At 71.8% G+C, this 20,827-nt stretch carries 19 protein-coding genes; 7 read left to right on the plus strand and 12 right to left on the minus strand.

The window, feature by feature from the left end:
- Positions 1–69 precede the first annotated feature (69 nt).
- The 3 genes from ABZW32_RS14315 to ABZW32_RS14325 all read left to right on the plus strand — a co-directional run bounded on the left by ABZW32_RS14315 (position 70) and on the right by ABZW32_RS14325 (position 2,164).
- Positions 70–402 (plus strand): PadR family transcriptional regulator, encoded by a 333-nt coding sequence (locus tag ABZW32_RS14315; protein ID WP_356215282.1) that lies wholly within the window; start codon positions 70–72, stop codon positions 400–402.
- Positions 403–404: 2 nt separating this feature from the next.
- Positions 405–782, plus strand: a complete 378-nt coding sequence (locus tag ABZW32_RS14320) for a DUF1048 domain-containing protein (RefSeq protein WP_356215284.1) — start codon at positions 405–407, stop codon at positions 780–782.
- 143 nt (positions 783–925) lie between these two features.
- A complete protein-coding gene (locus ABZW32_RS14325) occupies positions 926–2,164 on the plus strand; it encodes a serine hydrolase domain-containing protein (RefSeq protein ID WP_356215286.1) in 1,239 nt (412 codons plus the stop codon).
- Positions 2,165–2,288: 124 nt separating this feature from the next.
- Here ABZW32_RS14325 and ABZW32_RS14330 read toward each other — a convergent pair whose 3' ends face one another.
- Positions 2,289–3,737 (minus strand): MFS transporter, encoded by a 1,449-nt coding sequence (locus tag ABZW32_RS14330; RefSeq protein WP_356215288.1) that lies wholly within the window; start codon positions 3,735–3,737, stop codon positions 2,289–2,291.
- 276 nt (positions 3,738–4,013) lie between these two features.
- Here ABZW32_RS14330 and ABZW32_RS14335 point away from each other — a divergent pair, with 276 nt between their 5' ends.
- Positions 4,014–4,379 (plus strand): DUF1801 domain-containing protein, encoded by a 366-nt coding sequence (locus ABZW32_RS14335; protein ID WP_356215290.1) that lies wholly within the window; start codon positions 4,014–4,016, stop codon positions 4,377–4,379.
- Positions 4,380–4,418: 39 nt separating this feature from the next.
- Here the strand turns inward: ABZW32_RS14335 and ABZW32_RS14340 are convergent, their stop codons facing one another.
- The 5 genes from ABZW32_RS14340 to kdpF form a co-directional block, all read right to left on the minus strand.
- On the minus strand, positions 4,419–5,105 hold the full coding sequence (locus ABZW32_RS14340) for a response regulator (RefSeq protein ID WP_356215292.1): 687 nt from the start codon (positions 5,103–5,105) through the stop codon (positions 4,419–4,421).
- A gap of 100 nt (positions 5,106–5,205) precedes the next feature.
- Positions 5,206–5,883 (minus strand): potassium-transporting ATPase subunit C, encoded by a 678-nt coding sequence (locus tag ABZW32_RS14345; RefSeq protein WP_356215294.1) that lies wholly within the window; start codon positions 5,881–5,883, stop codon positions 5,206–5,208.
- An 8-nt stretch (positions 5,884–5,891) separates the two neighbouring features.
- A complete protein-coding gene (gene kdpB / locus ABZW32_RS14350) occupies positions 5,892–8,030 on the minus strand; it encodes a potassium-transporting ATPase subunit KdpB (protein ID WP_356215296.1) in 2,139 nt (712 codons plus the stop codon).
- Positions 8,027–9,691, minus strand: a complete 1,665-nt coding sequence (kdpA, locus tag ABZW32_RS14355) for a potassium-transporting ATPase subunit KdpA (protein WP_356215298.1) — start codon at positions 9,689–9,691, stop codon at positions 8,027–8,029. The genes kdpB and kdpA overlap by 4 nt, the downstream gene beginning before the upstream one ends.
- Before the next feature lie 6 nt (positions 9,692–9,697).
- On the minus strand, positions 9,698–9,787 hold the full coding sequence (gene kdpF, locus ABZW32_RS14360; protein ID WP_356215300.1) for a K(+)-transporting ATPase subunit F: 90 nt from the start codon (positions 9,785–9,787) through the stop codon (positions 9,698–9,700).
- Between the two features lie 464 nt (positions 9,788–10,251).
- Between kdpF and ABZW32_RS14365 the strand changes: the two genes are divergently transcribed.
- A complete protein-coding gene (locus tag ABZW32_RS14365) occupies positions 10,252–12,138 on the plus strand; it encodes an APC family permease (protein ID WP_356215301.1) in 1,887 nt (628 codons plus the stop codon).
- Positions 12,139–12,177: 39 nt separating this feature from the next.
- Here ABZW32_RS14365 and ABZW32_RS14370 read toward each other — a convergent pair whose 3' ends face one another.
- Positions 12,178–12,927, minus strand: coding sequence for a response regulator transcription factor (locus ABZW32_RS14370; RefSeq protein ID WP_356215303.1), 750 nt, complete (start codon positions 12,925–12,927; stop codon positions 12,178–12,180).
- Between the two features lie 288 nt (positions 12,928–13,215).
- Between ABZW32_RS14370 and ABZW32_RS14375 the strand changes: the two genes are divergently transcribed.
- Positions 13,216–13,542 (plus strand): STAS domain-containing protein, encoded by a 327-nt coding sequence (locus ABZW32_RS14375; RefSeq protein ID WP_356215305.1) that lies wholly within the window; start codon positions 13,216–13,218, stop codon positions 13,540–13,542.
- A 56-nt stretch (positions 13,543–13,598) separates the two neighbouring features.
- Entirely contained in the window at positions 13,599–14,030 is a 432-nt protein-coding gene (locus tag ABZW32_RS14380; RefSeq protein WP_356215307.1) for a pyridoxamine 5'-phosphate oxidase family protein, read from the plus strand.
- A 27-nt stretch (positions 14,031–14,057) separates the two neighbouring features.
- Here the strand turns inward: ABZW32_RS14380 and ABZW32_RS14385 are convergent, their stop codons facing one another.
- The 5 genes from ABZW32_RS14385 to ABZW32_RS14405 all read right to left on the minus strand — a co-directional run bounded on the left by ABZW32_RS14385 (position 14,058) and on the right by ABZW32_RS14405 (position 20,807).
- Positions 14,058–15,746 (minus strand): GAF domain-containing sensor histidine kinase, encoded by a 1,689-nt coding sequence (locus ABZW32_RS14385; RefSeq protein ID WP_356215309.1) that lies wholly within the window; start codon positions 15,744–15,746, stop codon positions 14,058–14,060.
- Between the two features lie 254 nt (positions 15,747–16,000).
- Positions 16,001–17,134 (minus strand): serine hydrolase domain-containing protein, encoded by a 1,134-nt coding sequence (locus tag ABZW32_RS14390; RefSeq protein ID WP_356215311.1) that lies wholly within the window; start codon positions 17,132–17,134, stop codon positions 16,001–16,003.
- A 102-nt stretch (positions 17,135–17,236) separates the two neighbouring features.
- Positions 17,237–18,400: a S8 family serine peptidase gene (locus ABZW32_RS14395; protein ID WP_356215313.1), complete on the minus strand. Its 1,164-nt coding sequence runs from the start codon at positions 18,398–18,400 to the stop codon at positions 17,237–17,239.
- 174 nt (positions 18,401–18,574) lie between these two features.
- Positions 18,575–20,209 (minus strand): isovaleryl-CoA dehydrogenase, encoded by a 1,635-nt coding sequence (locus ABZW32_RS14400; protein WP_356215315.1) that lies wholly within the window; start codon positions 20,207–20,209, stop codon positions 18,575–18,577.
- Positions 20,193–20,807 carry a TetR/AcrR family transcriptional regulator gene (locus tag ABZW32_RS14405; protein ID WP_356215316.1) on the minus strand — a complete coding sequence of 205 codons (615 nt, stop codon included), beginning with the start codon at positions 20,805–20,807 and terminating at the stop codon, positions 20,193–20,195. Before ABZW32_RS14405 ends, ABZW32_RS14400 begins: the two co-directional genes overlap by 17 nt.
- Between the last annotated feature and the right edge of the window lie 20 nt (positions 20,808–20,827).

Raw genomic sequence — 20,827 nt, forward strand, 5'->3', positions numbered from 1 at the left:
GTACCGGTAGTCAGTGTTACGTTCTACTGGTAGTCAACGACGCTGAATAGCTCGGGGAGGAGGCGTTCCATGGCCAAGCTGCTGACCGAGATGCTCAAGGGCACGCTGGAGGGCATCATCCTCGCGTCACTGGCCGGCAGGCCCGCCTACGGGTACGAGATCACGGCACGCCTGAGGGAGCAGGGCTTCTCCGACATCGCCGAGGGGACCGTCTACGCGCTGCTCATCAGGATGGAGAAGCGTGGTCTCGTCGACGTGGAGAAGGTCGCCTCGGAGAAGGGGCCGCCGCGCAAGGTGCACTCCCTCAACGCCCGGGGGCGGGAATATCTCGAAGAGTTCTGGGGGACGTGGAGCTTCCTCGCGGAACGACTGGAACAGCTCCGCGAAGGGGAGGGCGGGTAGTCATGTCCGAGGTGGAGAAGAGCGGGATCATCGCGAAGGTGATCGGGCCCAAGAAGCGGTGGAGGGCGTACAAGGCGCGCGTCAAGGAGCTGCCCGGGGGGTACCGGGCGTCCGTCGAGGCGATCGAGCGGCACCTGATGCACTTCGTGCCGGTCGACGCCGACAGCAACGCGTCGATGTTCGAGGACCTGGCGGACCTGTTCGAGCAGGCCGCCGCGGACGGCACGCCGATCCGCGAGATCGTCGGGGAGGACCCGGTGGAGTTCGTCGAGGCCTTCGCCCAGAACTACTCGGACGGTGGGTACGTCCCCGCCCGGGCGCGCAAGCGGCTCACCGAGGACATCGAGCGCGCAGCCGCCGAAGCCGACGGCGCGGCCTGACCGCGGCACGGCGCGTGGCCGAGGGGGAGGCTCCCGGCGGGTCACCCCCGCCGCATGTCGGCGGCAGCACCGCAAAGGCGACGGCGCGCATCGCGCCCGTCGCATCGAACTGGAGTTCGCAAGATCGAGCAGGGGGATTCACAGTGGGACAAGGCGACAAGGGCTTCTCCGGAGAAGGCCTGCGCAGGCTGTGGGAGGTGCTGTTACGGCCTGTGGAGTCCGGAAGGATTCCTGGGCTCGTCGCCCTGGTGAGCCGGGGCGAGGAGACGCACGTCGAAGCGATGGGGACGATGCGTCATGACGGCGGGCGGCCGATGAGCCGGGACACCATCTTCCGGATGGCCTCGACGACCAAGCCGGTCGCGTCCGCCGCGGCGATGGTCCTGCTGGACGAGTGCCGCATACGCCTGGACGACCCGGTGGACCGGTGGCTGCCCGAGCTCGCCGACCGGAAGGTGCTGAGGCGGCCCGACGGCCCGCTGGAGGACACCGTGCCGGCGCGGCGTCCGATCACCGTTCGGGACCTGCTCACCTCCACGCTCGGGCTGGGGCTGGACATGACGGCGCCGACCTCGCCGATCATGGGCGCGTTCTTCGAGCGGGGGGTGTACGGCCAGGAGGACGGATGGCTGCTGCCGGCGCCGGAGCCGGACGAGTGGATGCGCCGCCTGGGCACGCTCCCGCTGATGCACCAGCCGGGGGAACGGTGGCTGTACAACGTCGGCGACGACGTGCTCGGAGTGCTGGTGGCCCGGGTCACCGGCCGGTCGTTCGAGGCGTTCCTGCGCGAGCGCGTCTTCGAGCCGCTGGGGATGAAGGACACGGGGTTCCACGTGCCCGCCGACAAGATCGACCGGCTGCCGCCCCTGTACGCCCCCGATCCGCGGACCGGGGAGTTCACCGTTGCGGACGAGGCCGAGGGGGGACACCACAGCAGGCCCCCGGCGTTCCAGTCCGGCGGCGGCGGACTCGACTCCACCGTCGACGACTACCACGCCTACTTCCGGATGCTGCTGGGCCACGGGACGCACGGCGGCCGGCGGATCCTGTCCCGGCCCGCCGTCGAGCTCATGACCACCAACCGTCTCCCCGCCGAGCAGCTGGCCGACCGGGAAGACCGCGCCCGCAAGGTCGTCCACCTGTCGCACGGCCAGGGGCAGCACGGCGGCTGGGGCTTCGGGATGGCGGTGCGCACCTACCGCGGCGACTACGCGCCCATCGGCCAGTTCGGCTGGGACGGCGGGACCGGCACCACCACGTACGCCGACCCGGACAACGGGATCGTCGGCATCCTCCTCACCCAGACCGGGATGTCCACTCCGGATTCGGCGCGCCTCATCAGCGACTTCTGGACCACCCTCTACCGGGCGGTCGAGGACTGACCTGCCGTCCTGGTCGAGGGCGGCCCGCGGCCGACGTGGCCCGGCAGTGATCTGCCGGGCCACCCGCCGGTCGGCGCGTGTCAGTTCGCCTCTCGAAGTGCCGGCGGCACGACGGTGGCGCTCGTCACGACCTGGTTCCTTCCATCCGGTCCTTCGCGGGGATGGTGGGTTGCGGGACGGGTGCGGCGGCCCGGCGTCGGGGCAGCGCGCCGATGGCCACGACCGCCGCGAGTACGAAGAGGGCGGCGGTGACGGCCAGGCTCAGGGCGTAGCCGTCGTTGAGCGCGGCGGGATCGGTGGCGGTCCCGGTGCGGTGTGCGGCGATGGTGGCGAGGGCTGCCAGGCCGACGCAGCCGCCGAGTTGGCGGGAGCTGTTCATGAGGCCGGAGGCCATGCCGGCCTCGTGCGGGGCGACTCCGGTGGTCGCGGCGGCGGCGACCGGGGCCAGGACCAGTCCGGCGCCGACGCTGGTGATGATGGACGGGCCGAGTACGTCGGTGAGGAAGCCGCCGTCGGGGGTGATGAAGGCGAACCAGCCGAGGCCCGCGGCGGCCATCAGGGCGCCGGGCACCAGGGACGTACGGGGGTTGCGGTGGGCGGTGACGCGGGTTGCCACGATGGTGCCCGCGACCAGGCCCGCGGAGAAGGGCAGGAACGCGGCGCCGGTCGCCGCCGCACCCATGCCCAGGACCTGCTGCATGTACAGGGAGACGAAGTAGAACGCCGCGAACTGCCCGGCCGCGGCCAGGAACACGAGCACGTTGGCGCCGGCGACCCAGCGGCTGCGGAGAAGGCCGAGCCGCAGGAGAGGGCTGGACACCCTGGATTCGGCGAAGACGAAGGCGACCAGTAACGCGGCCGCGGCGGCGAGGGTCGTCAACGTGGCCGGGGAGCCCCAGCCACGGGTGTCGGTGCGTACGACACCGAACACCAGCAGCCCGATTCCGCCGGTCGCGAGGACCGCGCCGAGCCCGTCCAGCCTCTCGCGCCGGGCGGGCCGTGTCGAGGCGGGCACGCCTGCGGGGACCAGCGCGAGAGCCGCCGCGACGATGGGGAGGTTGATCAGCATCACCCAGCGCCAGCCCGCGTATTCGGTCAGCAGTCCACCCGCCAGCACGCCCAGTGCGCCCCCCGCGGCGTTCACGGCGCTCCACACTCCGAGCGCGCGGACGCGTCGTGGACCCTCGGGGAAGGTCGTGGTGAGCATAGCCAGCGCGGCCGGCGCGGCCGCGGCGGCGCCCAGGCCCTGACCGGCCCGGGCGGCGATCAGCTGCCAGGGCAGCTGGGCCAGCCCGCCCGCCAGCGAGCACAGGCCGAAGACGGCGAGGCCCAGCACGAACAGCCGTCGGCGGCCGAACAGATCGCAGGCGCGGCCGCCCAGCAGGAGGAACCCGCCGAACGTGAGCGCGTAGACGTGGACGACCCAGGACAGGTCGAGCGGCGCGAATCCCAGTGCGGTGCGGATCGCGGGGAGTGCGACGTTGACCACCGACATGTCCAGGGCAACGACGAACTGGGCCACGGCTGCTGCGGCGAGCACCGCGCCGGGGCGCCCTCGTGAGTTTTTATACATGTATGGAAAGTACCGTCAGGGGGCGGCTGTTGTCGATACTCCGGGGGGCCGCCGCCCGCTGCCCCGTTCCCGGGGCCCGTATCCATGGGGGCGAGGGTGGGACATCCAGAACTTCGCCGGTGCCGATGCGAGAGGCTGGTGTCGCGTGGCTGTTTCGGTGTTCGGGAGTGGAGGAGCCGCGCTGCCTCGTCGACGCCCCCGACGAGAGCGTCGACCCGGGCGGGGCCGCAACAGAAGGATCCGGCACCCGGGGGCTGGACTGGCTAGGCTCAGAGCATGGTGCGGAGCGGTGCGGGCGACGTCGACGGGTATCTGGCCGAGCTGCCGGACGGGCGCAGGGATGCCCTGACCAGGCTGAGGCGGCTGTGCCGGGCCGAGCTCAAGGGGTTCGACGAGGTCATGGCGTACGGCATGCCCGCCTACGAGCGGGAGGGTGCCGCCGAGATCGCCTTCGCGAGTCAGAAGCAGTACGTCTCCTTCTACCTCATGCGCAGCGATGTCCGGGAGGCGTTCGAGGAGCGGCTGGCCGGACAGGACATGGGCAAGGGGTGTCTGCGGTTCCGCAAGCCGGGGGACATCGATTTCGACCTGGTACGCGACCTGCTGAGGGCTGTGGCGGCTGCCCCGGGCACGATCTGCTGACGGCGGGGCCCGCTCCGGCGGGCCCCGGTCGACCTCCCTTCAGGGTTCGAAGCGGTAACCCATGCCCGGTTCCGTGATCAGGTACCGGGGGTGGGAGGGGTCCGCTTCGAGCTTCCGCCGTAGCTGGGCCATGTAGACGCGCAGGTAGTTCGTGTTGTCGCTGTAGGTCGGGCCCCAGACTTCGAGCAGCAGCCGGCTCTGGGAGACCAGGTGACCCGGGTGGGTGACGAGGATCTCCAGCAGGTGCCACTCCGTCGGGGTGAGCCGTACGGTCAGGTCGCCGCGCTGGACCTTCTTGGCGAGCAGGTCGATGGTGAACCCGTCGGTCGCCACCAGAGTGATGTCGCTGGTCCGCTGCTCCGGATCCGCCTGCCGCCGGGTGGCCGCGCGGAGCCGGGCCAGGAGTTCGTCCATGCTGAAGGGCTTGGTGACGTAGTCGTCGGCACCGGCGTCCAGTGCCCGGATCTTCTCCTCCGAGGTGTGCCGGGCGGACAGGACGAGGATCGGGACGCGGCTCCACCCCCGCACCCCCTTGATGACGTCGATGCCGTCCATGTCGGGCAGCCCGAGGTCGAGGACGATGACGTCGGGTTTGCGGGCCGCCGCGAGCCGCAGGGCGGAGCTGCCGTCGGGGGCCTCCTCGACTTCGAACTTCCGCGCCTGGAGATTGATCTTGAGCGCGCGGACGAGCTGGGGATCGTCCTCCACCACCAGCACCCGGGTCATCGGCGTGCAGCCTTCCTTCTTCGTGGGCGGAACGGTGAGGAGCCGGCGGGGTGCGAACGGTGCGCACCCCGCCGGCTCCCGGCCCGTGTGAGGCGAACCATCAGTTCTCGGTCAGTGCCTTGAGGGCGGTGTTGAGTTCGAGGACGTTGACGCGGGGTTCGCCCATGAAGCCGAGGGTGCGGCCCTGGGTGTGGTCGGCGACGAGCTCCTCGACCCGCTTGACGTCGAGCCCGTTGCGCTCGGCGACCCGGTGGACCTGGAGTTCGGCGTAGGCGGGGGAGATGTTCGGGTCGAGGCCGGAGCCGGAGGAGGTGACCGCGTCGGCCGGTACGTCCTGGGGCCTGACCTTGTGGGTCGCCGTCGAGTTGTCGTCGACCACGGCCTCCTTGGCGTCGGTGACCAGCTTGACGAGGTCCGGGTTGTCGCCGGCCTTGTTGGTGGCGCCGGAGAGGATCAGGGAGTACTGGGTGTTGACGCTGTTGCTGCCGAGGCCGTTGGAGGGCCGGGGCTGGAACCACTTGAGGTCCGGCTTGGCCGCCTCTTCGGCGTCGTCGGGGTCGTTCTTGGGGAGGTCGTACCTCTGTCCGATGAGGGAGGAGCCGACGACGTTGCCGCTCTTGTCCTTGATCTCGGAGCCGTTGGCCTTGTTGTTGAACAGGGCCTGGGCGACCCCGGTGACGGCGAGGGGGTAGAGCACGCCGCACACGAGCGTCAGGACGAGCAGGGCCCTCAGGCCCGCGCCGATCAGGCGTGCTGTGTTGCCTGCGGAGTTGTTCATGGCGGGTATCAGCCGATTCCGGGGATGAGGGAGATGAGCAGGTCGATGATCTTGATGCCGATGAACGGGGCGATCAGGCCGCCGACGCCGTAGAGGCCGAGGTTGCGGCGGAGCATCTTGTCGGCGCTGGTCGGCCTGTACCGGACGCCCTTGAGGGCGAGCGGGACGAGGGCGATGATGATCAGCGCGTTGAAGATGACGGCGGACAGGATGGCCGATTCGGGGGAGGCCAGGCCCATGATGTTGAGCTTGTCCAGGCCCGGGTAGACCACGGCGAACATGGCGGGGATGATCGCGAAGTACTTCGCCACGTCGTTGGCGATGGAGAAGGTGGTCAGGGCGCCGCGGGTGATGAGGAGCTGCTTGCCGATCTCGACGATCTCGATGAGCTTGGTGGGGTTGGAGTCGAGGTCGACCATGTTGCCGGCCTCCTTGGCGGCCGACGTGCCCGTGTTCATGGCGACACCTACGTCGGCCTGGGCGAGGGCGGGGGCGTCGTTGGTGCCGTCGCCGGTCATCGCGACGAGCTTGCCGCCGGCCTGCTCCCGCTTGATGAGGGCCATCTTGTCCTCGGGGGTGGCCTCGGCGAGGAAGTCGTCGACACCGGCCTCCTCGGCGATGGCCTTCGCGGTGAGCGGGTTGTCGCCGGTGATCATGACGGTCTTGATGCCCATGCGGCGCAGCTCGTCGAACCGCTCGCGCATGCCCTCCTTGACGACGTCCTTGAGGTGGATGACACCCAGGACCCGGGCACCGTTCTCGTCCTCGACGGCGACGAGCAGCGGGGTCCCGCCGGCCTGCGAGATCGCGTCGGTGAGCGCCTGCGCGTCGTCCGCGACGGAACCCCCGCGCTCGTTCACCCAGGAGATGACCGAGCCGGTCGCACCCTTGCGGACCTTGCGGCCGTCGACGTCCACTCCCGACATGCGGGTCTGGGCGGTGAAGACGATCCATTCGGCGTGGGCGAGTTCGCCCTGGTGGCGCTCTCGCAGCCCGTACTTCTCCTTGGCCAGGACCACGATGGAGCGGCCCTCGGGGGTCTCGTCGGCGAGGGAGGACAGCTGGGCGGCGTCGGCCAGCTCGGCTTCCGTCGTGCCCTTGACGGGGACGAACTCGGAGGCCTGGCGGTTGCCGAGGGTGATGGTGCCGGTCTTGTCGAGCAGCAGCGTGGAGACGTCACCGGCGGCTTCGACGGCCCGGCCGGACATGGCCAGGACGTTGCGCTGGACGAGGCGGTCCATGCCTGCGATGCCGATCGCGGACAGCAGGGCGCCGATGGTGGTGGGGATCAGGCAGACCAGCAGGGCGGTCAGCACGATCATCGACTGCTCGGCGCCGGCGTAGATCGCGAAGGGCTGGAGGGTGACGACGGCGAGCAGGAAGACGATGGTGAGGGACGCGAGCAGGATGTTGAGCGCGATCTCGTTGGGTGTCTTCTGCCGGGCGGCGCCTTCCACGAGCGCGATCATGCGGTCGATGAAGGTTTCGCCGGGCTTCGTCGTGATCTTGATGACGATCCGGTCGGAGAGGACCTTGGTGCCGCCGGTGACCGCGCTGCGGTCGCCGCCGGATTCCCGGATGACGGGCGCGGATTCGCCGGTGATGGCGGACTCGTCGACGGAGGCGACGCCCTCGACGACGTCACCGTCGCCGGGGATGACGTCGCCGGCCTCGCAGACGACGAGGTCGCCGATGCGCAGCTCGGTGCCGGGGACCTGTTCCTCGCCCCGGCCGTCCTGGGTCAGGCGGCGGGCGACGGAGTCGGTCTTGGCCTTGCGCAGGGTGTCGGCCTGGGCCTTGCCCCGGCCCTCGGCCACCGCTTCCGCGAGGTTGGCGAAGATCGTGGTGAGCCACAGCCAGGCGGTGATCGCCCAGCCGAACCAGTCCGTCGGGTCCTTGACGGCCAGCACGGTGGTGACCACCGAGCCGATCAGGACCACGAACATGACCGGGGACTTGATCATGATCCGGGGGTCGAGCTTGCGCACGGCGTCCGGGAAGGACTTCAGCAGCTGCTTGGGGTCGAACAGCCCTCCGCCGACGCGGCCGCCTTCCGGCTTCTGGCCGGTGGGTACGTCCTGGTGCGGGGCACGGGTCGGAGTCACGGTCGACATGACGTCCTCTTGCTTCCTGGTGTCGGAGGTCATGACGCCAGCCCTTCGGCGAGCGGGCCCAGCGCGAGGGCCGGGAAGTAGGTCAGACCGGTGATGATGATGATCGTGCCGACGAGCAGGCCGGCGTAGAGCGGCTTGTCCGTGCGCAGGGTTCCCGCCGTCTCGGGGACGGGCTTCTGCTCGGCGAGCGAGCCGGCCAGCGCGAGGACGAACACCATGGGCAGGAACCGGCCGAGCAGCATGGCGAGGCCGATGGTGGTGTTGAACCACTGGGTGTCGGCGTTCAGGCCCGCGAAGGCGGAGCCGTTGTTGTTGGCGCCGGAGGTGTAGGCGTAGAGGACCTCGGAGAAGCCGTGGGCGCCGGAGTTGAGCATCGAGTGCGGCGGGGTGGGCAGGGCCATCGCGGCGGCGGTGAAGCAGAGCACCAGGGCCGGGGTGATGAGGATGTAGCAGGCGGCGAGCTTGATCTCGCGAGTGCCGATCTTCTTGCCGAGGTATTCGGGGGTGCGGCCGACCATCAGTCCGGCGATGAACACCGCGATGATCGCCATGACCAGCATGCCGTAGAGACCGGAGCCGACACCGCCGGGCGCGATCTCGCCCAGCTGCATGCCCAGCATCGCGATGCCGCCGCCGAAGCCGGTGAAGGAGGAGTGGAACGAGTTCACCGCGCCCGTGGACGTGAGGGTGCTGGCCACCGCGAAGATCGACGAGCCGCCGATCCCGAAGCGGGTCTCCTTGCCCTCCATCGCCCCGCCGGCGACGTCGAACGCCGGTCCGTGGTGGGCGAACTCGGTCCACATCATCAGGGCGGTGAAGCCGATCCAGATGACGGCCATCGTCGCGAGGATCGCGTAGCCCTGGCGCAGGTTGCCGACCATCCGGCCGAAAGTGCGGGTCAGCGCGAAGGGGATGACGAGGATGAGGAAGATCTCGAAGAGGTTGGAGAAGGGGGTGGGGTTCTCGAAGGGGTGGGCGGAGTTGGCGTTGAAGTAGCCGCCGCCGTTCGTGCCCAGTTCCTTGATGACCTCCTGGGAGGCGACCGCGCCGCCGTTCCACTGCTGGGTGCCGCCCAGGAACTGGCCGACCTCGTGGATGCCGGCGAAGTTCTGGATCGCACCGCAGGCGACCAGGACCAGCGCGCCGATCACCGAGAGCGGCAGCAGGATCCGGACGGTGCCGCGGACCAGGTCGGCCCAGAAGTTGCCCAGTTCACCGGTACGGGAGCGCGCGAAGCCCCGTACCAGGGCGACCGCGACGGCCATGCCGACGGCGGCCGAGACGAAGTTCTGTACCGCGAGGCCGCCGGTCTGCACGACGTGGCCCATGGCCTGCTCGCCCGCGTAGGACTGCCAGTTGGTGTTGGCCACGAAGGAGGCGGCGGTGTTGAAGGCCTGGTCCGGGTCGATCGAGGCGAAGCCGAGTGAGCCGGGCAGGACGCCCTGCAGGCGCTGGAGCAGGTAGAGGAAGAGGACGCCGACCGCCGAGAAGGCGAGGACGGCGCGGAGGTACGCGGGCCAGCGCATCTCGGCCGAGGGGTTGGCGCCGATGACCTTGTAGATCCACTTCTCCGGCTTGTAGTGCTTCTCGGAGGAGTAGACGCGGGCCATGTAGTCGCCCAGCGGGCGGTAGGCCAGGGCGAGCGCGGCGATCAGTGCGAGGAGCTGGAGGACACCAGCGGTCTGGGGACTCATGCCGGCTCAGAACCTCTCCGGGTACACGAGGGCGAGGACGAGGTATCCGAGCAGGGAGACGGCCACGACGAGGCCGACGATGTTCTCGACGATCACAGCTTGGCCACCCCTCGGGCGATGAGAGCCACCAGCGCGAACACCGCGACCGTGGTGACGACGAAGGCCAGATCGGCCATCGTGAGCTCCTGATGAAGTGATGAAGTGGAATCGGCCGGAGTGGCCGAGATCGAGCAAAGCGCGAGTGGGGCTCCGCGTTAAGACACCTTGACGGGGTCCATACGGGGGCGGGGCGACCCTTGACGCAGCCCTGACGCGGAGCCCCGGATTCAGAACCTCTCGGGCCTGATCAGCGCGGTCACCGGAGGGCCGAGCAGACACAGCGCGACGATCACACGTGCCCTGGCAAGGCCCTGACGCGTCCCATACGATCTGCCGGGTTCGGCGTACGGAAGGCGTGAAGAGTGGTCCGGCCGGCGTATGGATCTCGCCAAGGTGGCCGGCGGCCGCGGTGAGCGGCTCCGACGCTGTCCTCACTCTGCCCACTTCGGAGGAACGGCGACATGGCGATACACACAGGAGAACCGACCGCTGCCGGCCAGGGGCCGGGTCAGGAGGAGCCCCCTGATACCGGCGCCGGGCCGGCGGCCGAGCCGGGGGAGCGGCACAAGCTGACCGCGCTCCAGGGCCTCGCCGCGCTCTCCCTGGACGCCATGGCCTCCGTCGCCTACGGCCCGGAGTCGATCGTGCTCGTGCTCGCCGCGGCCGGGGGGTACGGCCTCGGCTTCACCCTCCCGGTGACCCTGGCGATCGCCGCGCTGCTGGCCGTACTGGTCGCCTCGTACCGACAGGTCATCGCCGCGTTCCCCGACGGCGGCGGCTCCTACGCGGTGGCCAAGCGGCACCTCGGCCCGCGTACGAGCCTGGTCGCCGCGGCCTCGCTGATCCTGGACTACGTCCTGAACGTCGCCGTGTCGGTCACCGCCGGTGTGGCCGCCCTGACCTCGGCGTTCCCCTCGCTGTACGGGGAGCGGGTGTGGATCTGCCCGGGCGTGCTCGTGCTGGTCACGGCCGTGAACCTGCGCGGCGTCGTCGACTCGGCCAAGGCGTTCCTCGTGCCCACGGCCGTGTTCGTCGGCTCGATCCTCGCGATGATCACCGTCGGTCTGTTCCGCGACGGGCCGGTGTCCACCGAGACCGCCGCGGGGCACGCCTCCGCCCTCGGCGACGGCGCCACCACCGTCGGCGCGCTGCTCCTGCTCAAGGCCTTCGCCGCAGGCTGCTCCGCACTCACCGGCGTCGAGGCCGTCGCCAACGCCGTACCCTCCTTCCGGGCACCGGCCGCCCGCCGCGCCCAGCGCACCGAGGTCGCCCTCGGGGCGCTGCTCGGCGTGATGCTGATCGGCCTGTCCCTGCTCATCGGCCGCTTCCACCTGCAGCCGGTGGAGGGCGTGACCGTCCTCGCCCAGCTCGCCGATGCCTCCTTCGGCCACAACGCGGCCTTCTACGTGGTCCAGTTCGCCACCGTGGTGCTGCTGGCGCTCGCCGCGAACACCTCCTTCGGCGGGCTGCCCGTCCTGATGAGCCTGCTGGCCCGGGACAACTACCTCCCGCACGTGTTCGCGCTCAAGGCCGACCGGCAGGTCCACCGGCACGGTGTGGTCTGGCTGGCCCTGGTGTCCGCCGCCCTGCTGCTGTTCTCCGGCGGAGACGCCAACACCCTGGTGCCGCTCTTCGCCATCGGGGTGTTCGTCGGCTTCACCATCTGCCAGGTCGGCATGGTCCGTCACTGGTCGCTGGAACGCCCCGCCCGCTGGCGGGCGAAAGCGGTGCTCAACGGCTTCGGCGCGCTGCTCACCGGTGTGTCCGCGGTCGTGGTGACGGCCACCAAGTTCACCGAAGGGGCCTGGCTGATCGTCGTGGCCCTGCCGCTGATCGTCCTGGCCTTCGAGAAGGTGCACCGCGCCTACGGGCAGATCGGTGAACGCCTGGAACTCGGCCGGGTCCCGCAGCCCCCGGAGCGCTCCCGCTCCCTGGTCGTCGTCCCCGTGTCGGGGCTGTCGCTGCTGACCTGCCGGGCGCTGACCGCGGCCCGCTCGCTCGGCGACGAGGTCCTGGCGGTGACCGTCACCCACCCGGCGCCCGAGGACCGGCGGGCCGCCGAAGCGCTGCGTCGGGACTGGGAGTTGTGGAACCCCGGCATCGAGCTCGTCGAACTCCCCTCACCGACCCGCTCGCTGGGCCGTCCCGTATCGGGCTACGTCCGCGAGCTGACGGAGCGGCAGCCGGAGACCCAGGTGACCGTCCTGATCCCGGAGACCGAGCCGGAACGCCTCTGGCAGCGGATGCTGCAGAACCAGCGCGGCTCGGTGGTCGCCCACGCGGTACGCCGGGACACCGACGCGGTGATCTGCCGACTGAGGTTCCGCATCACTGCGGACCCCCGCTGAGGTGCCTGCTGCCCGGGAGGGCCGGGGCCTACGCCGGGCTTACTCCGGGGCCGGGGCCGGGGCCGGGGCCGGGGCCTGCGCCGGAGCCTGGGCGGCGGCCGGGTGCCGGCCGGGTGGGGTCAGGGCGTGGCTGGCGATCACGGCGGCCTGGACGCGCCGCTCCACCCCCAGCTTGACGAACAGCCGCGAGATGATGTTCTTGACGGTCTTCTCCGCGAGGTACAGCCGTTTGCCGATCTCCCGGTTGGTGAGCCCCTCGCTGACCATGAGGAGGATCTCCTTCTCCCGGTCCGTGAAGCCGGGCAGCCCCGGGACCCGCTCCTCTTCGGGCACGTCCCCCCGCATGCGCGCCATCAGCCGTGTGGTGGCCCCGGGATCGAGCATCGACTGGCCGGCGGCCACCGTCCGGACGGCGGTCACCAGGTCGGTGCCGGTGATCTGCTTCAGGACGTACCCGGAGGCCCCCGCCATCACGGCGTCCAGCAGCGCGTCCTCGTCGTCGAACGAGGTGAGCATCAGGCAGGCGAGCCCGGGCATCCGCGAGCGCAGTTCACGGCACACGCTCACCCCGTCGCCGTCCTGGAGCCGTACGTCCAGGATCGCGACCCGGGGACGCAGCGCCGGAACGCGGATCAGTGCCTGTTCCGCCGTGCCCGCCTCGCCTACCACCGTCAGGTCGGGCTCGGCGTCCAGCAGGTCGTGCACTCCTCGGCGTACGACCTCGTGGTCGTCGAGCAGGAAGACGCGGATGGGCTCCGTCGCGGGGGAGGGGGCACCGCTGCCGGTCATGACGCAACTCCTTCGCCTGGGTTCGTTCGTCCTGGACGCACGAACACCGGCATCCTGCCCGTAGCACCGGCCGGACGGCCAGGGCCGATCGGCCCTGATCGACCCTGATCGGCCTTGATCGGCCCAGGGCCCCGGACGACCGGCACCGGCCCGGCCCTGCGGAAAGGGACCTTCGGCCCTGCCCCGAGGGCCTGCCGGGCCCTCCCGGGCGCGGGTGGCACCGGATGGACTGACGGGGCACGGGGAACGGCGCGACTCCACGGAGCCGCACGCAGCGTGGAGGACGCCATGACGACCGCCTTGATCGACCTGAAGACCGTGGCCCGGGACGACCGGGGTCTGCGGATGTCCCTGGCCGGAGAGCTCGACTTCTACACGGCCGGGCAAGTGGGGCCACGCCTGAGCGAACTCGCCGGGTCCGGCCACCGGAACATCGTCCTGGACCTGTGCGGCCTCTCCTTCTGCGACAGCGCCGGCATCGACCTCCTGACCCGGCTCAACCGCCACTGCCGTACGGCGGGAACGCGGCTCCTGCTGTGCGACGTCCCGCCCCTGGTGGTCAAGTCGATGCGGGTGCTCGCCGCCGACCACGACCTGAAGTTCGTCGTCTCGTGATCGCGGAGCCGAACGGAGCCGCAGGTCGGACCGCTGGTACGACGCCCGCCCGGCACATGCGGGAACTGGACAGGGCGGAGGCCCTGAGGCTCCTCGCCACGGTGTCGCTGGGCCGCATCGTCTTCACGCGGCACGCGCTGCCCGACGTTCGGCCGGTGAACCACCTCGTCGAGGGCGAGGACGTCGTCATCCGGATCCACGAAGGCGGGGCACTGGCGTCCCTGGCGGAACCCGCCGGTGCCCCCGGCGTGGTGGTGGCGTACGAAGCGGACGTCATCGATCCCGACACCCATCTCGGATGGAGCGTGGTCGTCACCGGCTACGCGCGACCGGTGGCCGTTGCCGAGGACGTCGACCGGTACGCGCACCTGCTGCGCCCCTGGGTGGGACGGCCGATGACCCGCGCCTTGCGGATCCGCCCGGATCTCGTCACGGGATTCCGCCTGGAGGCCGCGCCGCCGCCACCCGCCCTGGCGGTCCGCCGCTGACCCGGTGCCGCCCCCCCAGCCGCCCCGTCAGCCGCCGCCGGGAAGCGGCGCCCGCCACACGAGCGTGCTGCCGCCCTCCTCGGGAGTCTCCACGGTGAAGCTGCCGCCCGAACTCCGGGCCCGCTCGTCGAGGTTGCGCAGCCCGCTCCGGCGTCCCTGCGCGGGAATGCCCGTGCCGTTGTCCGAGACGGTCAGTACGATCTCGCCCCGTCCGGCCTTGAGGGTCACGCCGACCCGGGTCGCCCGCGCGTGGCGGGCCGCGTTGCTGAGGAGCTCGCCCAGCGCCGCCACCACGTGGTCGGCGATCTGCACCGGTACGTCGGTGTCGAGGAGCCCCTCCATGCTCAGGCGGGGCGGATGGCCGAGGGAGGTCGCCGCGTCACCGACGGCACGGGCGGCGCGTGCCCGCAGCCCGGGGCCGCCCTCGCGGTCCTTGGTGCGGAGCCCGAAGATCGTCGAGCGGATTATCTTGATGGTCTCGTCCAGGTCGTCGACCGCCCGGCCGACCCGCTCGGCAGCCCCTTCGTGCTCCACCAGCCGGGCGGCGCTCTGCAAGGTCATGCCGGTGGCGAAGAGTCGCTGGATGGCCAGGTCGTGCAGGTCGCGGGCGATCCGGTCGCGTTCCTCCAACAGTGCTATCTGCTCGGCGTCCCGGCGCCGTTCCGCCAGCTCCAGAGCGATCGCCGCCTGACCCGCGAAAGCGACGATCGGCTCCAACTCGCCCTCGCCGAAGGCCGGATCCCCCGCCGAGCGCGAGAGCAGCAGCACACCGCGGCTCTCGCCGCCCGCAGTGCCCAAGGGCACCGCCACGGCAGGTCCCAGACCGTCCCGCCCCCGCATCCGGTCCTCGGCAGGGTAGCGCCCGTCGCCCGAGGCCTGCAGCGCCGTCACGGGCTTGCCCGCCCGGTGCGCGGCCCCGGAGAGCGTGCCGTCGAAGGGGATGACGAGGCCCTGCCACGAGGCTCCGTCCGCCCCGGCGGCGAACTCCACGACCAGACCGTCGACGCCGTCCACCGGCACGGCGATGTTCGCGAGCCGCGCCCCGGTGATCTCCTGGGCACGCCGGGCGAGGAGCTCCAGCACCGCCGGGCGCGAACTGCCGGACAGCAGGCTCTCGGTGATCTCCGCATTGGCCCTGAGCCACAACTGCTGGCGCTGCGCCCCCTCGTAGAGCCGCGCGTTGTCGATCGCCACGCCCGCCGCCACGGAGAGGGTGGAGATCACGGTCTCGTCCTCGGTGTCGAAGTCGACCCCGCCCCGCTTGTCGGTCAGATAGAGGTTTCCGAACACCTCGTCACGGACCCGGATCGGCACGCCGAGGAACGTGCGCATGGGCGGATGATGGGCCGGGAACCCGTACGAGGAGGAGTGCGCTCCGAGATCGGTCAGCCGCAGGGGCTCCGGGTGGTGGATGACCTCGCCGAGCAGGCCGTGACCGGCCGGCAGGGGACCGATGTCGGCGATCTCCTCGTCGGTGAGCCCCACGGTCAGGAACTGGGCGAGCGTGCGGCCGTCGGGCCCGATCACGCCCAGGGCGCCGTACTCGGCGTCCACCAGCAGCGCGGCCGCCTCCACGATGCGCCGGAGCACCTGGGCGAGATCCAGCTCCCGCCCCACCGACACGACGGCCTCCAGCAGGCTGTGCACCCGGTCTCGGGTACCGCGCACCTCGTCGATGCGCACCTGGAGCTCGTCCAGCAGCTCGTCCAGTCGCATCCTCGGTACCTGCGTCAACGGATTGCCCACACCCACTCGTTTCCCCTCCGGCTGCCGCCCGATGCCCGACCCGCGGCCAGCGTATCGACAGACCGGGGCCCGAAGGACATCGTCGCGCGTGGACGCCGGCGGTGACCGACTTGATCGAAGTGTCCGACGACGACGGGGAGGGGACGGTATGGGGACCGGTCGGGGCGGTCGAACCGCTGCCACGGCTCACCTGTCGGCCGCCGCAGCGGACTCCCGCGCCGTCGTCAGGCGAGCGCGCGGACCACCGACCACAGCAGGCGCGCGTTCTCCGGGGCCGCGCCGCCCGGGTAGGCGAACCGGCGGCGGGTGTACCCGTACGCGAAGCCCTGCCGGGGGTCGGCGAGGCCGAGGGAACCCGCGGCGCCGCTGTGGCCGAAGGCGCCCGCGCCGACGGCGGGGAAGGAGGGGCCGTAGCTCTGGAAGCCGAGGCCGAACGCCTTCTCCGTGCCGCCCACGAGGTCCTTGCCCTCGGAGTGGATCCGGGCGAACTCGGCGGCCGTGTCCGGCTTCAGCAGGGGCCCCCGCCCGTCAAGACCGAAGGCTGCGGCCGCGTACATGCCCGCCAGACCGCGCGCAGAGCCGAGCCCGCCCGCCGACGCCTGGCCTCCGGCGCGCACGGCACGCGAGTTGGGGAAGTCGTACAACTCGCCGTTACCGGGCGCGTGTTCGTTGAAGGCGATCCCACCCAGGCTGTACGGGCTCTCGGCGGCCGCCTCGATCCCGGCCGCCTGCTCCGGCGTCGGCAGCATCGGCAGCGTGCTCAGGAAACGGGGCTCCTCGGACTCCGGCAGACCCAGCCACAGATCGAGCCCGTACGGAGCGCGGACCCGTTCCTCGTACCAGTCGTGCAGCGTGCGCCCGGTGGCCCGGAACACCACCTCGCCGACCAGGGCCCCGATCACGAGGGCGTGGTAGCCGAAGAACCGGCCCGGTTGCCAGAACGGGCGCTGCCCCGCCAGGCGGGCCGCCATCGCCCGGTCGTCGGCCAGCTCCTCCGCGGTGAAACCGTCATCCAGGCCGATCACCCCGGCCCGGTGGGCCAGCAACTCGCGCAGTGTGACCCGGTCCTTGTCCGCCGAGGCGAAGTCCGGCCAGTACGAGGCGACGGTCCGGTCCAGGTCCAGCAGGCCGTCCTGCACCAACAGCGCCGCCACCAGGTACGCCGCGCCCTTGGTGGACGAGAAGACACCGAGCAGGGACTCGGCGCCCACCCCCTCCGACCACAGGTCCACCACGCGCTCGCCACCCCGGTACACCACCAGCTGCGAGCCGGGCGCGTGTTCCTCGGCCGCGAGGAAGGCGGCGAACTCCTCCCGTACCCCCTCGAAACCGGTGACGACCGTGCCGTGGACTGCCATTGATCCCTCCGAACCAGTGTGTGGATCTTGCAGTCCCGGCAACCCGCCACCCCACACCCCCTATTCCCCGTGTTCCCCCGCGCCGCCGGGCCAGAGCTCGGCCTAGAGGGCGGAGGTGTTCAGGAGCCGGTTGGGGGTTCCCGGTGGGACGGCCGCCAGGGCGTCGCGGGTGGCCTGCTGGGTGACCCAGGTGCGTACCTGGGCGGGTGTGGCGCCGGGGTGGGCCGAGAGGTAGAGCGCCACCGCGCCCGTCACGTGCGGGGCGGCCCAGGAGGTGGCGGCGGAGTCGCTGGTGACCGTACCGCTGCCGCCGGCCACCGCCGAGGTGACCTTGTCCCCGGGGGCGTACAGGTCCACGCAGGATCCGTACCCGGAGCCGAAGCCCTCGGTGTCCCGCCAGTGACGGTCGTCGGCGGTGGAGGCGGCCACGACGATGGCGCCGTGGGCGCCGGCCGGCGAGTGCCCGCAGGCGTCGTCGTTGAAGTTGCCCGCCGCGACGACGGCGGGGATCCCGGACTCGACCATGTGCTGCACGGCGGCGTCGAGCGCCGGCGAGCGGGTCTTGAGGTTGAGGGACATGTTGACCACGGCCGGGCGCCGGGCGTGGGCGGTCACCCACTCGACGGCTTTGACGACGGAGGCCTCGGCCGCCGGCGGGGTGTCCTTGCCCGGTCCGCTGCTGCCGCCCTCCTCGCAGCCGATGGCCTGGACGCGCACGAGTTCGGCCTTGGGGGCGACCCCGTAGGTGCGGCCGCCGATGATGCCGGCCACGAACGTGCCGTGGCCCAGTCCGTCCCCGCCGTAGCAGTCGCCCTCGTCCGGGATCCCGATGAAGTCGGCACCGGGAGTGGCGCGGCCGGTGAACTCGGGCTGCCTGAGGTCCATGCCGGTGTCCAGCACGTAGACGTGGACCCCGCTGCCGTCGGTAGCCGCGGTGAAGCGGCCGTCGAGGGGGCGGGTGCGCTGGTCGAGCCGGTCCAGGTTCCACGGGACACCCGTACGCACGAGGGGTGTCGCGCTCGGGTGCCCCGACGGCGCGGGGCTTCCCGGGGTGGCTGCCGAGGGGTGGGCCGTCGGCTGCGGAGCCCCGGACGGGCCGCCGGTGGCCGGCGCGTGGGCGGAGGGGGACGCCTGAGCCGTCCCGGATCCGCCGGTGGGCCGGGCGGGCGCCGCGGAGCCGGGCTCCCCGGACGGGGTGCAGGCCGACAGCCCCAGTGCCGCCGCCACGGCGGTGACCAGCATCGTGTTGCCGTACGCGCGTCTCATGTCCCGTCCCCGTTCCGTCGCCCGTCGCCCCGCCCCTGCTGCCCGCCGTCAACGGCCCAGACGTTGCGGGAGGGCGCCCCGGTTGCGGCGGTGAGGTGACCGTGATCGAGCGGCCGGGCCGGGCCGGAAGTGGTGGCGTGCCATCGGCCCCGCCCCGCCCGGCCCGGCCCCGGCTCACACGGTGGCCGTCACCGCCCGCGCGAGGACGGTCTCGGTGTCCACTCCCGTCGGGAGGGTGCCGTACGCGCCGCCGTGCTCGCCGCCCAGGCGGGACGCGCAGAAGGCGTCGGCGACCGCGGCGGGGGCGTGCCTCAGCAGGAGCGAGGCCTGGAGGGCCAGGGCCATGGTCTCGGTCAGCTGCCGGGCCCGGTATTCGGCCCCGGCGGGATCGGCGAGCTGCTTGTGGAGCCCGGCCACCGCCGCGTCCAGGTGCCGGTCGGCGCCGGCCGCCCGGCCCACCTCGGCGAAGAAGGCCTCGACGGTCTCCGGCTGGCGCGCCATGGCACGCAGCGAGTCCAGGGCGGCGACGTTCCCCGAGCCCTCCCAGATGGACGAGAGCGGAGCCTCCCGGTACAGGCGCGGCATGCCCGATTCCTCGACGTAGCCGTTGCCGCCCAGGCATTCGAGGGCCTCGGCGGCGTGCCCGGGGGCGCGCTTGCACACCCAGTACTTGGTCACGGCCAGGCCCAGCCGCCGCAGCAGCGCCTCGTCCGAGTCCCCGCGCGCGACCCGGTCGGTGGCTCCCGCCAGGCGCATGGCGACGGCCGTCGCGGCCTCGGATTCGAGGGCCAGGTCGGCCAGGACGTTGCGCATCAGGGGCTGGTCGATGAGGGCCTTGCCGAACGCCCGCCGGTGGGTGGCGTGGTGGACCGCCCGGACCAGACCGAGCCGCATCCCGGAGGCTCCGCCCAGGACGCAGTCGAGGCGGGTGGTGTTGACCATCTCGATGATGGTCGCGACCCCGCGCCCCTCCTCGCCCACCAGCCAGCCGAACGCCCCGTCGTACTCGATCTCCGAGGAGGCGTTGGAGCGGTTGCCCAGCTTGTCCTTGAGGCGCTGGAGCAGCAGCCGGTTGCGGGTACCGTCGGGCAGGACCCGCGGCAGCAGGAAGCAGGACAGTCCTCCCGGGGCCTGCGCCAGGGTCAGAAAGACGTCCGACATGGGCGCCGAGGTGAACCACTTGTGCCCGGTCAGCCGGTACGTGCCGTCCCCGGCCGGTACGGCGGTCGTGGTGTTGGCGCGGACGTCCGAGCCGCCCTGCTTCTCGGTCATCGACATGCCGGCGATGAGCCCGCGCTTGGTGTCGGGCCGGCGCAGCCCGAAGTCGTAGGTGCGGGAGGCGAGCAGCGGCTCCAGCCACTCGGCCAGGGCGGGCGTGGTGCGCAGCGCCGGGACGGCGGCGTAGGTCATGGAGACCGGGCAGGTGTGGCCCGCCTCGACCTGGCTCCAGACGATGAACTTCGCGGCGCGGGCGACGTGCGCCCCCGGTTCGCTCTGCGTCCAGGGGGCGGCGTGCAGACCGTGCGAGACGGCGGTGCGCATCAGCTCGTGCCAGTACGGGTGGAACTCGACCTCGTCGACCCGGTGGCCGTAGCGGTCGTGGGTGTGCAGGACCGGCTCGTTCTCGTTGGCCAGCCGGCCCCACTCGGCCGCCCGCTCCGAGCCGGCGAGGACGCCGAGGCGGTGCAGCTCGGGCGCGGACCAGCCGGCTCCCTCGCGGTCGAGGGCCTCCAGCAGGGCAGGGTCCGCGGCGGCGTCGTAACCGTGGTGCGGGGGTACCTGGTTGGTGACCTCATGCGTCTGCGGCATCGTGTCCTCCAAGGGCACGCAGGGTGAAGGTGGTCAGGCCTGGGATGACCTCGCCCGGGGCCGCGTCGCCGTCGGCGAGGGGTCCGACGAGCGCTTCGGCGATCGCCCCGACCAGCGCGGCGGCCGTCAGCTCGGGTGCCTGTGGCGGCAGTTCGCCGATGGCCACGCCCGCGGCGACCTGTCGGGCGAACACGTCGCGGAACGCCCGCCGGAAGACGAGGCGTTCGGTGTCCACGGCCGGGTCGGCCGGCTCCGCCAGCAGGGCGAAGGCCCGCCGGGGCGCCTGGAGCGCCCGCGAGGCGAAGGTCTCGACGGCCGCGGCCACCCGCTGGGCGGCGGTCCCGGGCCGGTCCGCGGCGGCGGTCACCGCCTCCACCTCCCGTGCCACGAGGGTCCGGAAGAGGGCGGCGGCGAGCTCGGACTTGCCGGAGAACGACTGGTAGACGCTCCCCGTGGAGATCCCGGCCTCGGCCGCGATCGCGGCGACGGAGCAGCCGGCGTACCCCTCCCGGGAGAGCAGGCGGACGGCGGCTTCCAGGACCCGGTCGCGGCGGGCGTCGAGGCGGGCCTGCACGGCGGGCGGTCGGCGGTAGGGCATGGGAAGGATTGAAGCAGTGA

It is taken from the genome of Streptomyces sp. NPDC004667 (assembly GCF_040609475.1).
Taxonomy (GTDB): domain Bacteria; phylum Actinomycetota; class Actinomycetes; order Streptomycetales; family Streptomycetaceae; genus Streptomyces.

What these genes read in the sequence shown, in the direction of transcription:
- ABZW32_RS14315 (WP_356215282.1), top strand. Translation starts at nt 70, where the DNA reads ATGGCCAAGCTGCTGACCGAGATGCTCAAGGGCACGCTGGAGGGCATC.
- ABZW32_RS14320 (WP_356215284.1), top strand. Translation starts at nt 405, where the DNA reads ATGTCCGAGGTGGAGAAGAGCGGGATCATCGCGAAGGTGATCGGGCCC.
- ABZW32_RS14330 (WP_356215288.1), bottom strand. Translation starts at nt 3,737, where the DNA reads ATGTATAAAAACTCACGAGGGCGCCCCGGCGCGGTGCTCGCCGCAGCA.
- ABZW32_RS14335 (WP_356215290.1), top strand. Translation starts at nt 4,014, where the DNA reads ATGGTGCGGAGCGGTGCGGGCGACGTCGACGGGTATCTGGCCGAGCTG.
- ABZW32_RS14340 (WP_356215292.1), bottom strand. Translation starts at nt 5,105, where the DNA reads ATGACCCGGGTGCTGGTGGTGGAGGACGATCCCCAGCTCGTCCGCGCG.
- ABZW32_RS14345 (WP_356215294.1), bottom strand. Translation starts at nt 5,883, where the DNA reads ATGAACAACTCCGCAGGCAACACAGCACGCCTGATCGGCGCGGGCCTG.
- kdpB (WP_356215296.1), bottom strand. Translation starts at nt 8,030, where the DNA reads ATGACCTCCGACACCAGGAAGCAAGAGGACGTCATGTCGACCGTGACT.
- kdpA (WP_356215298.1), bottom strand. Translation starts at nt 9,691, where the DNA reads ATGAGTCCCCAGACCGCTGGTGTCCTCCAGCTCCTCGCACTGATCGCC.
- ABZW32_RS14365 (WP_356215301.1), top strand. Translation starts at nt 10,252, where the DNA reads ATGGCGATACACACAGGAGAACCGACCGCTGCCGGCCAGGGGCCGGGT.
- ABZW32_RS14370 (WP_356215303.1), bottom strand. Translation starts at nt 12,927, where the DNA reads ATGACCGGCAGCGGTGCCCCCTCCCCCGCGACGGAGCCCATCCGCGTC.
- ABZW32_RS14375 (WP_356215305.1), top strand. Translation starts at nt 13,216, where the DNA reads ATGACGACCGCCTTGATCGACCTGAAGACCGTGGCCCGGGACGACCGG.
- ABZW32_RS14380 (WP_356215307.1), top strand. Translation starts at nt 13,599, where the DNA reads ATGCGGGAACTGGACAGGGCGGAGGCCCTGAGGCTCCTCGCCACGGTG.
- ABZW32_RS14385 (WP_356215309.1), bottom strand. Translation starts at nt 15,746, where the DNA reads ATGCGACTGGACGAGCTGCTGGACGAGCTCCAGGTGCGCATCGACGAG.
- ABZW32_RS14390 (WP_356215311.1), bottom strand. Translation starts at nt 17,134, where the DNA reads ATGGCAGTCCACGGCACGGTCGTCACCGGTTTCGAGGGGGTACGGGAG.
- ABZW32_RS14395 (WP_356215313.1), bottom strand. Translation starts at nt 18,400, where the DNA reads ATGAGACGCGCGTACGGCAACACGATGCTGGTCACCGCCGTGGCGGCG.
- ABZW32_RS14400 (WP_356215315.1), bottom strand. Translation starts at nt 20,209, where the DNA reads ATGCCGCAGACGCATGAGGTCACCAACCAGGTACCCCCGCACCACGGT.
- ABZW32_RS14405 (WP_356215316.1), bottom strand. Translation starts at nt 20,807, where the DNA reads ATGCCCTACCGCCGACCGCCCGCCGTGCAGGCCCGCCTCGACGCCCGC.